The organism is Pseudomonas sp. HT11 (assembly GCF_044875395.1).
GTDB lineage: Bacteria > Pseudomonadota > Gammaproteobacteria > Pseudomonadales > Pseudomonadaceae > Aquipseudomonas.
The window spans coordinates 4364016-4378578 of the sequence record NZ_CP173217.1 but is presented as its reverse complement, the minus strand read 5'-3'; the positions used below and the strand labels follow the sequence as shown (position 1 = coordinate 4378578).

Below are 14563 nucleotides of genomic sequence, written 5' to 3'. Positions count from 1 at the left end.
TTCCAGCGTAGTTAGAGTTTTGTGTGTCGAAAGTATTCGCTGTACGAAATTTTCACATCTTTTCCAAGACAATTCGCCGGCTTTATCACGCTGCCAAGGCTCTATCTCGAGTGCCGTTAAAGGCACAAGCGCGGCGCACGTTCAGTAATTAATAGCGTTGCTGCCATTGATCGGGCACCATTTGCGCCACCGCGTTAACCGCCTACCCCAGCCAGCCTGGGCGAGGGACGGACGCCACTGCATTTTTTCGCAACTTAAACTTCCAATGGGTCCTGAAACGACATGGCAAACCCGGACGCCCTGAGTCAGCAGCGAGCTTCAAATCGCCTGCTGCAACCGACCGTCAAATCCCATCTGGCGTACACGCTGCTCTGCGCATTGGTCATGATGGTGATGTTCTCCCTGCTGCGCCTGGCGCTGCTGGTGTACAACCGCGAGATGATCCTCGACACGCCGGCCTCGACCTTCCTGGAAGCGTTCGCCAACGGGCTGCGTTTTGACATACGCCTGGTGATGTACGTGCTGGTCCCGCTGCTGCTGGCCTTGTTCAGCGTACGGGCGATGGCGGCACGCGGGTTCTTCCGTTTGTGGCTGACCGTCGCGTCCAGCATTGCCCTGTTCCTGGGGCTGATGGAAATGGACTTCTACCGCGAATTCCACCAGCGCCTCAACGGCCTGGTCTTCCAGTATGTAAAGGAAGACCCGAAAACCGTGATGAGCATGCTCTGGTACGGTTTCCCGGTGGTGCGTTACCTGCTGGCCTGGGCCGTGGGCACGCTGATCCTGAGCATGGCCTTCAAAGGTGCCGACCGTGCAACGCGCCCCCGCGGCCCGTTCAGCGGCGGCAGCATCGGTACCCGCCAAGTGGCGCCGTGGTACAGCCGCATCGCCGTGTTTGTGGTCTGCCTGTTGATCGCCGTAGTCGCCATCCGCGGCACCTTGCGTCAAGGCCCGCCGCTGCGTTGGGGTGATGTCTACACCACCGACTCGAACTTCGCCAACCAGCTGGGCCTCAACGGCACGCTGTCGCTGATCGCTGCGGCCAAGGCGCGCTTCTCCGAGGAACGTTCCAACATCTGGAAGGCCACCCTGGACCAGCCGCTGGCCACCCAGACCGTGCGCGACATGCTGGTGCTGCCGCAAGAGAAACTGGTGGATACCGACACCGCCGCCGTGCGCCGTGACTACACGCCACCGGCCGAGAAGACCCTGCCGATCAAGAACGTCGTGGTCATCCTGATGGAAAGCTTCGCCGGTCACTCGGTGGGCGCCCTGGGGCGCCCGGGCAACATCACGCCGTACTTCGACAAGTTGTCCAAGGAAGGCCTGCTGTTCGATCGCTTCTTCTCCAATGGCACGCACACCCACCAGGGCATGTTCGCCACCATGGCGTGCTTCCCGAACCTGCCGGGTTTCGAATACCTGATGCAGACCCCGGAAGGCAGCCACAAGCTGTCGGGCCTGCCGCAGTTGCTCAGCGCGCGTAAATTTGACGACGTGTATGTCTACAACGGCGATTTCGCCTGGGACAACCAGTCGGGCTTTTTCAGCAACCAGGGCATGACCAACTTCATCGGGCGTAATGACTTCGTCAACCCGGTGTTCTCCGACCCGACGTGGGGCGTGTCCGACCAGGACATGTTCAACCGTGGCCTGGAAGAGTTGAAAGCCCGCGAAGGCGGCAAGCCGTTCTACGCACTGCTGCAAACCCTGTCCAACCACACGCCGTACGCGTTGCCGACGCCATTGCCGGTCGAGAAAGTCACCGATCGTGGCAGCCTCAACGAGCATTTGACGGCCATGCGTTACTCCGACTGGGCCCTGGGCCAGTTCTTTGAAAAGGCCCGCAAAGAGCCGTACTTCAAGGAAACCCTGTTCGTGATCGTGGGCGACCATGGCTTTGGTAACGAACAGCAGATCACCGAAATGGACCTGGGCCGCTTCAACGTGCCGATGCTGATGATTGCACCGGGCATGCAGGAGAAGTTCGGCGAGCGTGACCACACCGTGGGCACTCAGATCGACATCGTGCCGACCATCATGGGCCGCCTCGGTGGCGACACCCTGCACCAGTGCTGGGGCCGTGACCTGCTGAACCTGCCGGAAGGCGACAAGGGCTTTGGCGTGATCAAGCCGTCGGGCAGCGATCAGACGGTGGCGCTGGTTACCGCAGACCGCATTCTGGTACTGCCCAAGGAGATGCCGCCCAAGCTGTGGGAGTATGAATTGGGCGCGAACCCGACCGGTAAAGTGATTCCCGAGTCACCGGACGAAGCGGCGCTGAAGCAGAAACTCGAGTCGTTCCTGCAGACGGCCACCAAGAGCCTGTTGGATAACACTGCCGGCGTGATTGACGGCAAGCCGGATTAATTAACCGGGCATAAAAAAAGAGGCCTCATTGAGGCCTCTTTTTTTTGTGCGGAATTTATATCCGACCGAGCAGCAACAGTACCACCAGCACTACCAGGACAACGCCCAGGATACCCGACGGGCCATAGCCCCAGTTACGCGAGTGCGGGAACACCGGCAGGCCGCCGACCAACAGCAGGATCAAGATAATGATCAGAATGAGGCTCATGGTTTTTTTCCTTATAGGGCCTTCTGAAAAGACCGGTTATTAACGACAGGCCCGTGGGTTTATTACGGACGCCTTAATAACTCCGACTCTGTCACTTCAAAGAAAATTCCCTGCTTTTTTAAAGCATTTTGCAAAGTTGCTTATTTCTTTTAATGCGTTCGCAATCAGGTGCGCTTAGTTGAAATTTATTGAACTTACGCTATAAACCATCCTCGCACCGAGCCTCAGGTTTGCCCGAGGCATTCATCAATTGGATGGTGCGTGGGTGTCGCAAAAACCTTCGCTACACTGCCGGTCACTTCCTATGTGAACCACAAGGCTTATTTCCTATGCAAAATCGCATGATGATCACCGGCGCCGGGTCCGGCCTGGGCCGCGAAATCGCGCTGCGCTGGGCCCGTGAGGGTTGGCAGCTGGCCTTGTCGGATGTCAGCGAGCCGGGCCTGCAGGAAACGCTCAAGCTGGTGCGCGAGGCGGGTGGTGATGGGTTTGTGCAGCGCTGCGATGTGCGTGATTACAGCCAGCTCACCGCCTTTGCACAGGCGTGCGAGGTGAAATTGGGCGGTATCGATGTGATCGTCAACAATGCCGGTGTGGCGTCGGGGGGCTTCTTTGCCGAGTTGTCGCTGGAGGATTGGGACTGGCAGATCGCGATTAACCTGATGGGCGTGGTCAAGGGCTGCAAGGCGTTCCTGCCGTTGTTGGAGAAGAGCAGGGGCCGGATCATCAATATTGCGTCGATGGCGGCATTGATGCAGGGGCCGGCCATGAGTAATTACAACGTGGCCAAGGCCGGGGTGGTGGCGTTGTCGGAGAGCTTGCTGGTCGAGCTCAAGCATCAGGAAATTGGCGTGCATGTGGTGTGCCCGTCGTTTTTCCAGACCAACTTGCTGGATTCGTTTCGTGGGCCGACGCCGGCGATGAAGGCGCAGGTGGGCAAGTTGCTGGAGAGTTCGCCCATTTCGGCGGCTGACATTGCCGACTATATCTACCAGCGCGTGGCACAGGGTGAATTCATGATTTTGCCGCACGAGCAAGGGCGCATGGCCTGGGCGTTGAAGCAGAAAAATCCGCAGCTGCTGTATGACGAGATGACCAGCATGGCAGACAAGATGCGGGCCAAGGCTCAGGCGGTCAAGGCCTGAGGTGTTGGGCGTGTACCTAAGCGTTATGCCGGTAGCGGCGCGGCTGGATTGCGCCTTACCCGGCGACACCCCGGTAACGGATAGGTACCCGACCGGCCCAATGAGGCCGATGTCTGTCAGGCAAATTACCAGCTCGCGTAGGTCTCGCCTGATTTAGTGGCAAGCCATTGTCGCACCCCCTCCGAGCGCGCATGGTCAAGGTCCTGTCACTCCAAAAGGACAACCGCCATGCTGGTCTTAAGCCGCGCCGTAGGCGAAATCATTTCCATCGGCGATGACATCGCCTTGCATATCCTCGAGCTGAACGGAACCCAGGTGAAATTCGGCATCCAGGCACCGGTAGGGGTCAACGTGCACCGCGCCGAGGTGTATCAGAAAATCCTCGAACGCCAAGTCGCGCAAACTGAAACCAACCCCTAGCACCTCCTCAATCGAACAGATGCTTGGGCACGTCGTGCTTGAGCATCAACTGGCATTGCTCGCTTTCAGGGTCGAACACAATCAGCGCCTGCCCTTTGGTCAGCGCCTGGCGCACGCGCAGCACGCGGGTCTCCAAGGGCGTTTCATCGCCATTGTCAGTGCCGTCGCGGGTGACGAAGTCTTCGATGAGCCGGGTCAGGGTGTCGACTTCAAGTGCGTCGTAGGGAATCAGCATAAAAGCCTCAGAGGTAGAATCCCGGCGATGCTACTGCGCCGGGACCCGTCTTGCCAGTATCAGGTTGCCAGCCTCAGGACTTCTGTCCTACCAGGCTGTCCACCGATGGCACTCGTGTATCGCTCTCCATCTGCGTCTCGTGCTCGATCTGATGACTGAAGCGGTCGAGCGAACCCTGGGCCGGCTGCGCATCGCTGGCAAATACCGGCGGGCTGAGGATGTACGCGCTCAGCAGGCGACTCAAGGCCGCCAGGCTGTCGATGTGCGTGCGCTCGTAGCCGTGGGTTGCATCGCAACCGAACGCCAGCAGCGCAGTGCGAATGTCGTGCCCGGCGGTGACCGCCGAATGCGCATCGCTGAAGTAGTAGCGGAACAGGTCGCGACGCACGGGCAGGTCGTTTTCCGAGGCCAGGCGCAACAAATGCCGGGACAGGTGATAGTCGTACGGCCCGCCGGAATCCTGCATCGCCACACTCACGGCGTGTTCACTCGAATGCTGGCCGGGCGCGACCGGGGCGATGTCGATGCCGACAAATTCACTCACGTCCCAAGGCAATGCCGCGGCGGCGCCGCTGCCGGTTTCCTCGGTGATGGTAAACAGCGGGTGACAGTCGATCAGCAACGATTCGCCGCTGTCGATGATCGCCTTGAGCGCGGCGAGCAGTGCAGCCACGCCGGCTTTATCGTCCAGATGGCGCGCGCTGATGTGGCCGCTTTCGGTGAACTCGGGCAGTGGGTCGAACGCCACGTAGTCACCAATGCTGATGCCCAGCGAATCGCAGTCGGCGCGGGTAGCGCAGTAGGCGTCCAGGCGCAGTTCGACATGGTCCCAACTCACCGGCATTTCATCCACGGCGGTGTTGAAGGCATGCCCGGAGGCCATCAGCGGCAGCACGCTACCACGGATCACGCCGTTGTCGGTGAACAGGCTGACGCGGCTGCCTTCGGCAAAACGGCTTGACCAGCAACCGACAGGCGCCAGGGTCAGGCGGCCGTTGTCCTTGATCGCCCGCACGGCGGCGCCGATGGTGTCCAAGTGGGCCGAGACGGCACGGTCAGGGCTGTTTTTCTGGCCCTTGAGGGTGGCGCGAATCGTGCCGCGCCGGGTCATCTCAAAGGGGATCCCCAGCTCTTCCAGGCGCTCGGCAACGTAGCGCACGATGGTGTCGGTGAAGCCGGTAGGGCTGGGAATGGCGAGCATTTCCAGCAGCACCTTCTGCAGGTAGTTGAGATCCGGTTCGGGGATGGTTCGGCTCATAAAGACTCCTGATGAATGGGGGCGAGCGGATTTTGTGTGGCGAACGGGCCTGTTGTGGCAAGTGGGCGTGTTGTGGCGAGCGGGCTTGCCCCGCGTTGGGCTGCGAAGCAGCCCCAAAACCTGCCAACGCGTTCTGGCTGAAAGACTGCGGTGCCAGGGTCAGGGCCGCTTCGCGCCCCAACGCGGGGCAAGCCCGCTCGCCACAACAAGCCCACTTGCCACAACAAGCCCGCTAGCCACGACGGGCCCTCGCCACAGGTTATTGGGCGGTCGGCTGACTGTGCGGAAACAGCAAATCCACAAACTTCTCCGCCGTCGGTTGCGGCTCATGGTTGGCCAGCCCGGCCCGTTCGTTGGCTTCGATAAACACATACTCAGGTTGATCGGCGGCAGGCACCAGCAGGTCCAGGCCGACCATGGGAATGTCCAGCGCACGCGCCGCGCGCACGGCAGCGTCCACCAATGTGGGGTGCAAAATCGCCGTGACGTCTTCCAGGCAGCCGCCGGTGTGCAGGTTGGCGGTGCGGCGCACGGCCAGGGTCTGGCCACGCGGCAGGATGCTGCTGTAGTCAAAACCGGCGGCATGCAGAGTGCGTTGGGTTTCGTCGTCCAGCGGGATCTTGCTTTCACCGTCAGTGGCCGCCTGGCGACGACGGCTTTGGGCTTCGATCAGGGCGCCGATGGAATGCTGACCGTCGCCGGTCACCTCGGCCGGGCGCCGAATCGCGGCGGCAACCACTTCAAAACCGATCACCAGAATGCGCAGGTCGAGGCCTTCATGGAAGCTCTCGAGCAGCACGCGGCTGTCGAACTGGCGCGCTGTTTCGATGGCTTTCTGCACATCCTCGATGGTCTGCAAATCCACCGCCACGCCCTGGCCTTGCTCGCCATCCAGCGGCTTGACCACGATGCGCTGGTGTTCGTCGAGGAACTCCAGGTTGTCGTCGGCACTGCCCGCTAATTGCTGAGACGGCAGGTTCAAGCCGGCGGCTTTGAGCACTTTGTGGGTCAGGCTCTTGTCCTGGCACAAGGTCATGCTGATGGCGCTGGTCAGGTCGCTCAGCGATTCACGGCAACGCACGCGGCGCCCGCCATGGCTGAGGGTGAACAGGCCGGCATCGGCGTCATCCACGTGCACATCGATGCCACGTCGGTGGGCCTCTTCGACAATGATGCGCGCATAGGGATTGAACCCGGCCTGCGGGCCCGGGCCCAGAAACAGCGGCTGGTTGATGCCGTTCTTGCGTTTGATCGCAAAGGTGGTCAGCGCGCGAAAACCCAGCTTGGCGTAGAGGCTCTTGGCCTGACGGTTATCGTGCAGCACCGACAGGTCGAGGTAGCTCAAGCCGCGGCTCATGAAGTGCTCCACCAAGTGGCGCACCAGCACTTCACCCACGCCGGGGCGCGTGCACTGCGGGTCAACCGCCAGGCACCACAGGCTGCAGCCGTTTTCCGGGTCGTGAAAGGCTTTCTGATGGTTCAGGCCCATCACGCTGCCGATCACCGCGCCGCTGTCTTCGTCTTCGGCCAGCCAATACACCGGGCCGCCTTGATGGCGTGGGGTCAGGCGTTCAGCGTCGACCGGCAACATGCCGCGCCCCTGATAGAGCACGTTGACCGCCGCCCAATCGGCTTCGGTCTGTACCCGGCGAATACGAAAACCGCGAAACACGCGGGTAGCGGGGCGATAGTCGCTGAACCACAGGCGCAGGGTGTCGGACGGGTCAAGGAACAACTGCTGCGGATCGATCCCCAGAATCTGCTGGGGCGCTGCCACATACAGGGCGATGTCGCGCTCGCCAGGCTGTTCCTTGAGCAGTTCCTGGGCCAGGCTCGCCGGGTCCGGGAAAGTATGGCCGATCAACAACCGGCCCCACCCGCAATGCACGGCAATCGGTTCGGCGCCCAAGGGGCTGCCATCTTCAGCCAGGCGGGCTTGCAGGCGCTCGTAGGTCGGCGCCTGGCCCTTCAGCAAGCGTTGGCTGTAAGCCGCTGCGAGAGGTTTCATCAATCAGATTCCTTGTTCGCTGAGCCACAGGTTCAGCGCCGCCAGTTGCCACAGCTTTGAACCGCGCAGCGGCGTCAGTTGGCCTTGCGGATCGGTCAGCAGGCGATCGAGCATGGCCGGGTTGAACAGGCCGCGGTCCTGGCTCGGGTCCAGCAGCAGTTCACGCACCCAGTTCAAGGTGTCGCCCTGCAAGTGCTTGAGGCCCGGCACCGGGAAGTAGCCTTTTTTGCGGTCGATGACTTCACTCGGGATCACCCGGCGCGCGGCTTCTTTCAAGACTTGCTTGCCACCGTCGGGCAATTTGAATTTGCCGGGCACACGGGCTGACAATTCGACGAGGCGGTAGTCCAGAAACGGCGTGCGTGCTTCCAGGCCCCAGGCCATGGTCATGTTGTCGACGCGTTTGACCGGGTCGTCCACCAGCATCACCGTACTGTCCAGGCGCAGCGCCTTGTCCACGGCGGCGTCGGCGCCCGGCATGGCGAAATGCTCGCGCACGAAGTCACCGGCAGCATCGTTGGCGGTCAGCCATTTGGGGGCGACGGTGGCCGCGTAGTCGTCGTAGCTGCGGTCGAAAAAGGCGTCACGGTAGGCGGCATAGGGATCGCTGGCGCCATCCACTTGCGGGTACCAGTGGTAACCGGCGAAGAGTTCATCGGCGCCCTGGCCGCTTTGCACCACTTTGCAATGCTTGGCCACTTCCCGCGACAGCAGGTAGAAGGCGATGCAGTCGTGGCTGACCATCGGCTCGCTCATGGCACGGAACGCGGCGGGCAGTTGCTCGATGATCTCGCTTTCGGCGATGCGCAGTTGATGGTGACGGGTGCCGTAGTGCTTGGCGATCAGATCCGAATACTGGAATTCGTCGCCGCGCTCGCCGCCGGCGTCTTCAAAGCCGATGGAGAAGGTCGACAGGTCCTGCACGCCGACTTCACGCAGCAGGCCGACGAGCATGCTCGAATCGACACCGCCGGAGAGCAGCACGCCGACATCCACGGCGGCGCGTTGGCGAATGGCCACGGCTTCGCGGGTGCTGTCGAGCACGCGGTCGGTCCAGTCTTCCAGGGTGAGGTTTTTTTCATCGTCATGGGGGCCGTAGGGCAGGGTCCACCAGGTTTTCTGTTCAGTCTTGCCGTTGGCGTCGATGCGCATCCAGCTGGCCGGCGGCAGTTTTTCAACGCCTGCCAGCAACGTGCGCGGTGCCGGTACCACGGCGTGGAAGTTCAGGTAGTGATTAAGCGCGACCGGATCGAGCATCGGGTTGATATCACCGCCCTTGAGCAACGCCGGCAGTGCCGAGGCAAAGCGCAGGCGCTGGCTGGTGCGCGACAGGTACAAAGGTTTTACACCCAGGCGGTCGCGGGCGATGAACAGGCGCTGCGCGTCGCGCTCCCAGATGGCAAACGCAAACATGCCATTGAGCTTGGGCAGCAGTGCTTCGCCCCAGGCGTGGTAGCCCTTGAGCAGCACTTCGGTGTCACCACCGGAATAGAAGGCGTAGCCCAGGGCTTCCAGCTCTTGACGCAATTCCGGGAAGTTGTAGATCGCGCCGTTGAAGGCCAGGGACAGCCCCAGTTGGGCGTCGACCATCGGTTGGGCCGAGCCGTCCGACAGGTCCATGATTTTCAGGCGTCGATGGCCCAGGGCAATCGGCCCTTGGGCATGGAAGCCCCACGCGTCAGGACCGCGTGGTGCTAAATGATGGGTGATCCGCTCCACCGCTGCCAGGTCGGCAGGTTGGTGATCAAAACGTAACTCGCCAGCTAATCCGCACATATATTCCTTACCGGTTTTTCCGTTGGGGACAGACAAAAAAGGCACCGCACCAAAAGGGTGGGTACCCAGAGACTGACCCGGGCAGATTCACGGAGTTTTAGAACAATACGTTATAAGGCAAAGAGCCTTGAGTGGCCGCAAGCCACGTCGCGCGCCACCGGGGCGCCCGTCAAGGGTCGGTAGATAGGTCAATCACGGATGCAAAAAGTGGGGGGATGCGCCGCGTTATCCACCGACTATTTGAACCCTTCAGCGCCGGTGCGAGGGCTATTGTCCGGGTCATTATCCAACGCAATAAGGACTGTTGCCGATGACCCATCAACCGGCTGTAAGCCAGGCCGCTGCGCCTGTCTCTCAGGAGAAAATAACCGCTGCGCTGCTGGAAATCACTGGCGACCTGGACAAGGCCAACGTGCTGCAGCGTACGCTGCCTCCGTGGCTGGTAAGTGCCGCCGCCCCAACGCGCCAGGCGCTCGAAGCGGCGCATGCCAGCAGTCAGCAACCCCGCGAGCGGGCCGCGAGCCTGTTGCGCCGTGTAATGCCGCTCAGGTCATTTTGTGCCGAGCGACTCAAAGCGCTCCTGGTAACAAAAGGGCATGCAGGGCTGAATGTCGAACGTGACTGGCTGGAGTTGCCCAACCGGCACTTCGCCGCGTTGACCTTCGGCCGTGGCGTACGGCTGCAGACGATGTCCCTGGACAAGCACAACCTGCTGCAGGCGGCCATGCAAAATTTTACCCAGGACCAGGCCGAGGCGAAGGGGCTGCCCGTAGGCGCGGTGATTCGAACGGGAGCGGCGGGCCAACACGTGTCAACGCTGAGCGTTGGAGCCTTTGCGCGGTACTGCCGCGAACTGGACCTGGGCGCGGCCTATCAGCGGCACCTGCGTGAGGTGTTCAACCTCGCGGGGAGCGACGACGAGGACGGCGCTGAACGGGCCTACAACCCGGTGGTCGGCGAGGTCGGCCAGTGCAAGATCAAGGACATGCAAATCGACTTGCAGATTGCCCATGCCAAGGGCGATATCAGTGAGTCCGGCCATACCGCGTTGCAAGCCCTGCTCAATACACGCTTGCCCGCGCGGAACCTGCAGCATGTGCTGTTCCATGAGAAGCCGCTGGTCTGGCAAGGGATCAATGTGCATGGGGCATGCCTGTGGAGCGTGCTGGTGTTCGGCCATGCTTCCACGCACGGCTTTGCCGAGGGGCCCTTGCTGGTGTACATGCCAGGCGAGCCCGTGCGCCCGTGGTACGAATACCCCACGCTGGGTGATCTGACCGTCTACCTGACGCTCAAGCTTCAGGTGCCGGCCTATCGCAGCTTCTTCACTCGCTACCTGGATGAGGCCGAGCGGTTCGGTTTTTTCCAGCGTTTTGACAAACGCAGGACACTCGAACGCGTGGAGCCCGTGGAGGTGGACACTGGCCTGGAGCCGTTCTTTTTCGGCGCCTTGACCCGCAAGATCCAGCTGGACGCCGTTGCATTGGCCGTGCCGACGGCGCAAGTGGATGAGCAGGCGCGCCAGAAACGCCTTCAAGGCTATCAGGAGGCGGGCCTGAATATGCTGAACATCGCCGGCCTGATGGTGCCGGTGCTCGGGCAATTGATGTTGGGCGTGGCTGTCGGCGAGATGCTCGCCGAGGTCTTCGAGGGCGTGGATGATTGGACGCATAGCGACCAGGCCGAAGGCCTGGAACACTTGGTCAATGTGGCCGAAAACCTCGCGGCCATGGCCCTGTTCGCGAACGGTGTGAAGGTGGCGGGCAAGGTGTTCAGGGCGTTCAAGTCCAATCCCGCGGAGTTCTTTGAAGCGGTCGAAGCCGTGCAACTGCCTGATGCCGGTCCTCGCTTGTGGCGTCGGCGGCTCAAGCCTTACGGCCGGACGCTGGATGTCGACGCCCTGACGGTGGCCAACAGCCGTGGGATCTACCAGGCCGGCGGTCATTCATATGTCAGGATCAAGGGCGTGGTGTATTCGGTGGCCTACGATGCGCGGTCGGGTTACTGGCATGTGCTTCACCCGACGCGGACCACGGCCTATCGTCCGCGCCTGCTGCACAACCGCCAGGGCGGTTGGCGGTTTGCGTTCGAACACACTCAGGAGTGGGTGCCCCCGTCCTACATCCTCACTCGGCTCAACCCGCGCCTGGCCGCACTGCCCCCCGAGCAATTGAAATACGTGGCGAGCATTGTCGACATGGGCCCCTCCCGCCTGCACGCCCTGGCCCTGCAAAATAGCCCGCTGCCGGAGCGCTTCAACGACTGCGTGGCGCGTTTCGCCTTGAACCAGCAAGTCCGCGATCTGATCTGGCAGCTGGAACATCAGCCACGCCCGGATGCAGGCACCGCGCGCGTTCAGTTGCTGGCGTTGCCGCTGATGCCAGGTTGGCCGCAGGGACGGTTTTTCGAGGTGCTGGACCACCAAGGGGCGCGGCTCGAACGTTTTCCCGGCAGCGCAACCTTCGAGCATGGACACTTGAGCATCCACATCACTGAACAGGCGCTCAAAGACGGCGCAGTGATGGCGACTCTGCTCGACGTGCTGCCGCCGGACGAGATCGACACCTTGCTGGGCGGCTCGGTACCGCCAGACGAGCAGGGCGCGGTGCTTGCGCGCCAGTTACTGGCCTCGCTCAAGCGCACCCACCGAGAGGTTTTCCAGCAGCTGTATCAGGAAGCGGATGGCATTACCCATTCAGATCACGGGTTGCTCAAGGCGCATTTTCCGCTCTTGCCCAATCGCATCGCCTGGGAATTGTTGTCCAAAACGCCAACCGTGCATCGCTGGCAACTGCGCAGCACCCGGCGCGTGCCGCTGTCGCTCGCACAACGGGTACGCGAAGCGTTGGCGGTGCAGGAAGAAGACCAGGCGCTGATCGGCCTGTATCTGCCGGAGCTGGCGACAGCCCCCTCGCGACAGCTGGCCGTTCACCTGCTGGCGAAGGTCGCGGGGTGGCCGCAGGATTTGCACGTGCAGGTACGCCGGGACAGTTTGATCGGCGACCTGCTAGGCACCTCTGGCAGCCAGCATGCACGGTGGCAGCGCACACTGGTCGAGACTGGCGATGGGGTCCAGGCGTTCGACGACAAAGGTGCGCCACTGGGCGAAAAGGCCTCAGGCCCGGACGGGTTTTACCAGGCTCTGCTCGCCACCTTGTCGCCTGCGCAATTGGCAGCGCTGAACCTGTCGGGGGCAGAGCGTGCCAGTCGATTGCGCGATGCGATCCAGGCGTGCGCCGAGGACGAACGCCACGTGCTTTCACGCCATCTATGGCCCGAGCGTGCACTCCCTGAACCGGCGCCGGTGCCGTGCGTTCAGGCCATGGTGCGCTCGACGCGGCACCCGGCGGCGCTGGTGCGCAAAGTCAACAGGCTGTATCCCGGTTTTGACGAGCGGCAGGTGGCGACGTTCCTGGACGGTCAAGGCCCCGATCACCTGGCACGCGCCCAGTCCGTGGAGGCGCTGGAGCGACAGTTCGAGGCCCTGCATCGGGCGCTCAAGGCGTGGCGCAATGACGAGACGTCCCTCGCCGGTTTACCCCATCCCCAGGCGGATTACCGCTTGGGCCGTCACCAGGCGATGCAGGCCATCGAGGAGGGCTGGCGACAGACGCTCCTGTTGCCCGATGCCAGCGGGGTAAAGGTGCCAAGCCTAATACTCGATGGCCTGGTCGTGGGCCGACTGCCCACCTTGCCGGCGCAGGTCAGCTTTGCCCATGTCCGGCAGTTGTCGTTGAACAGAATGGGGCTCGACGATGACGTGGCGTATTTTCTCAAGCACTTCAAGCAGCTCGAGGCGTTGGAGCTGCGCAGCAACGAGGTGACACGCCTGCCGGAAGTACTGTCACAGATGCCCGCGCTCAAACACCTGTACCTCAACGACAACCACCTGCAACTCACCGAACACACCCGCGCCAAGCTGGCTGACCTGCGCGGCCTGCAGGTCTTGAACCTGAGCAACAACCCGTTGATCGACCCGCCTGCCATCGGCCACATGTTCGAGTTGCGTGAGCTGATGCTGCGTCATTGTCGTCTGCGCGCGTTTCCCGGTGGGGTACCGCGCCTGCCTTACCTGCATTACCTCGACCTGCGCGACAACGAGATCCCGGCCGTGCCTGGCTGGTTGTTCACCGCGCCACGCCCTGTGGCTGAAGCCATCAACCTGCGCCACAACCCGCTGGATGAAGCCAGCCGAAAGACCCTGGCCGATTATCGGAGCCGAACCGGCGTCGGCATGGGCTTCCTGGAAGATGACATCGCTCGCCTCAACGAGCAGAAAGCCCGGGAATTATGGCTGGCCGACAGCGCGGTTGCGCGGTACACACAAAAAGAGGCGGTTTGGACGGGACTTCAGCAAGAGCCAGAGTCTGAGAGCCTGTTCCGGTTATTGGCCGAACTGGGCGGCACCGGCGATGCTCAACTGGTGCGTGAGGACCTGGAACGACGCGTCTGGCGGGTGCTGGAGGCGGCCGGAACTGACACGCAGCTGCGCGATGAAATTTTTGACCGGGCCGCCACGCCACTCAATTGCGATGACAGTGCGGCGCTGAACTTCAGCAACCTTGAGGTGCTGGTGGAGATCCACGAAGCTGCCAAAGGGGTCGAAGGTGGCAAGTTGACCGCCAAGCCGCTGCTGAAGTTGGCCAAGGGCCTGTTTCGTCTGGATCAGTTGGACAGCTACGCACGATCGCACAGTCAGGCGCACCCGGAGGCCGACCCGCTGGAAGTCAGCCTGGCCTACCGAACAGGGCTGGCCAGCAAGTTTCATTTGCCGGGTCAGCCCCTGCACATGCGCTTTGCCCGCCTGGGCGGCGTCACGGTCGAAGCGCTCAACAGCGCCGAAGAACAACTCCGGGCGGCGGAGCGCTCACCCAAGCTCTTGAACTACCTGGTGGAGCTGCCGTTATGGGACAGTCACTTGAAAGTCGCCTTCAGCCGATCGTTCGAGGCGTTGAACGAGCCCTTTGACCAACGCCTGCAGGCGGTCTTTGAAAAAAGCACCGCGCTCAACGACGCCGACTACCTTGACCAGATGAACCAGATCCTGCGCGAACAGCAGGCGGCGCATAAGGGCGAAGCTGAGCGCCTGACCAAGGAGGCGCTGAAACTCGGCGACCTGTCGCCCTGTGTGATCCCGTGATTC

9 protein-coding genes are annotated in these 14563 nt (G+C 62.0%); 4 read left to right on the top strand and 5 right to left on the bottom strand.

Annotated elements, in window-relative coordinates:
* Positions 1 to 282: 282 nt before the first annotated feature.
* Positions 283 to 2370 (top strand): LTA synthase family protein, encoded by a 2088-nt coding sequence (locus ABWL43_RS20235; RefSeq protein ID WP_262207937.1) that lies wholly within the window; start codon positions 283 to 285, stop codon positions 2368 to 2370.
* Between the two features lie 55 nt (positions 2371 to 2425).
* On the opposite strand, the gene ABWL43_RS20230 is transcribed toward ABWL43_RS20235, so the two are convergent.
* Positions 2426 to 2578, bottom strand: a complete 153-nt coding sequence (locus tag ABWL43_RS20230; protein WP_003236711.1) for a DUF3309 family protein — start codon at positions 2576 to 2578, stop codon at positions 2426 to 2428.
* Positions 2579 to 2907: 329 nt separating this feature from the next.
* On the opposite strand from ABWL43_RS20230, the gene ABWL43_RS20225 reads away from it, so the two are divergent.
* Together ABWL43_RS20225 and csrA are read left to right on the top strand one after the other, a co-directional pair.
* The gene (locus ABWL43_RS20225) at positions 2908 to 3723 is read left to right on the top strand and encodes an SDR family oxidoreductase (RefSeq protein ID WP_262207934.1); all 816 of its coding nucleotides are present in this window, start codon (positions 2908 to 2910) and stop codon (positions 3721 to 3723) included.
* Between the two features lie 228 nt (positions 3724 to 3951).
* Positions 3952 to 4143, top strand: a complete 192-nt coding sequence (gene csrA, locus ABWL43_RS20220; RefSeq protein WP_369301208.1) for a carbon storage regulator CsrA — start codon at positions 3952 to 3954, stop codon at positions 4141 to 4143.
* 7 nt (positions 4144 to 4150) lie between these two features.
* On the opposite strand, the gene ABWL43_RS20215 is transcribed toward csrA, so the two are convergent.
* The 4 genes from ABWL43_RS20215 to ABWL43_RS20200 form a co-directional block, all read right to left on the bottom strand.
* Positions 4151 to 4378, bottom strand: a complete 228-nt coding sequence (locus ABWL43_RS20215; protein WP_064453367.1) for a YheU family protein — start codon at positions 4376 to 4378, stop codon at positions 4151 to 4153.
* 73 nt (positions 4379 to 4451) lie between these two features.
* Positions 4452 to 5636: an osmoprotectant NAGGN system M42 family peptidase gene (locus tag ABWL43_RS20210; protein ID WP_404483930.1), complete on the bottom strand. Its 1185-nt coding sequence runs from the start codon at positions 5634 to 5636 to the stop codon at positions 4452 to 4454.
* A 259-nt stretch (positions 5637 to 5895) separates the two neighbouring features.
* On the bottom strand, positions 5896 to 7644 hold the full coding sequence (gene ngg / locus ABWL43_RS20205; protein ID WP_242195481.1) for an N-acetylglutaminylglutamine synthetase: 1749 nt from the start codon (positions 7642 to 7644) through the stop codon (positions 5896 to 5898).
* 3 nt (positions 7645 to 7647) lie between these two features.
* On the bottom strand, positions 7648 to 9420 hold the full coding sequence (locus ABWL43_RS20200) for an N-acetylglutaminylglutamine amidotransferase (RefSeq protein WP_404483927.1): 1773 nt from the start codon (positions 9418 to 9420) through the stop codon (positions 7648 to 7650).
* Positions 9421 to 9730: 310 nt separating this feature from the next.
* Between ABWL43_RS20200 and ABWL43_RS20195 the strand changes: the two genes are divergently transcribed.
* A complete protein-coding gene (locus ABWL43_RS20195) occupies positions 9731 to 14560 on the top strand; it encodes an NEL-type E3 ubiquitin ligase domain-containing protein (RefSeq protein WP_404483925.1) in 4830 nt (1609 codons plus the stop codon).
* The last annotated feature ends 3 nt before the right edge of the window (positions 14561 to 14563 follow it).

Bases quoted from the DNA above. Each gene is read 5' to 3' on its own strand.
- ABWL43_RS20235 (WP_262207937.1), top strand. From the start codon at position 283: ATGGCAAACCCGGACGCCCTGAGTCAGCAGCGAGCTTCAAATCGCCTG.
- ABWL43_RS20230 (WP_003236711.1), bottom strand. From the start codon at position 2,578: ATGAGCCTCATTCTGATCATTATCTTGATCCTGCTGTTGGTCGGCGGC.
- ABWL43_RS20225 (WP_262207934.1), top strand. From the start codon at position 2,908: ATGCAAAATCGCATGATGATCACCGGCGCCGGGTCCGGCCTGGGCCGC.
- csrA (WP_369301208.1), top strand. From the start codon at position 3,952: ATGCTGGTCTTAAGCCGCGCCGTAGGCGAAATCATTTCCATCGGCGAT.
- ABWL43_RS20215 (WP_064453367.1), bottom strand. From the start codon at position 4,378: ATGCTGATTCCCTACGACGCACTTGAAGTCGACACCCTGACCCGGCTC.
- ABWL43_RS20210 (WP_404483930.1), bottom strand. From the start codon at position 5,636: ATGAGCCGAACCATCCCCGAACCGGATCTCAACTACCTGCAGAAGGTG.
- ngg (WP_242195481.1), bottom strand. From the start codon at position 7,644: ATGAAACCTCTCGCAGCGGCTTACAGCCAACGCTTGCTGAAGGGCCAG.
- ABWL43_RS20200 (WP_404483927.1), bottom strand. From the start codon at position 9,420: ATGTGCGGATTAGCTGGCGAGTTACGTTTTGATCACCAACCTGCCGAC.
- ABWL43_RS20195 (WP_404483925.1), top strand. From the start codon at position 9,731: ATGACCCATCAACCGGCTGTAAGCCAGGCCGCTGCGCCTGTCTCTCAG.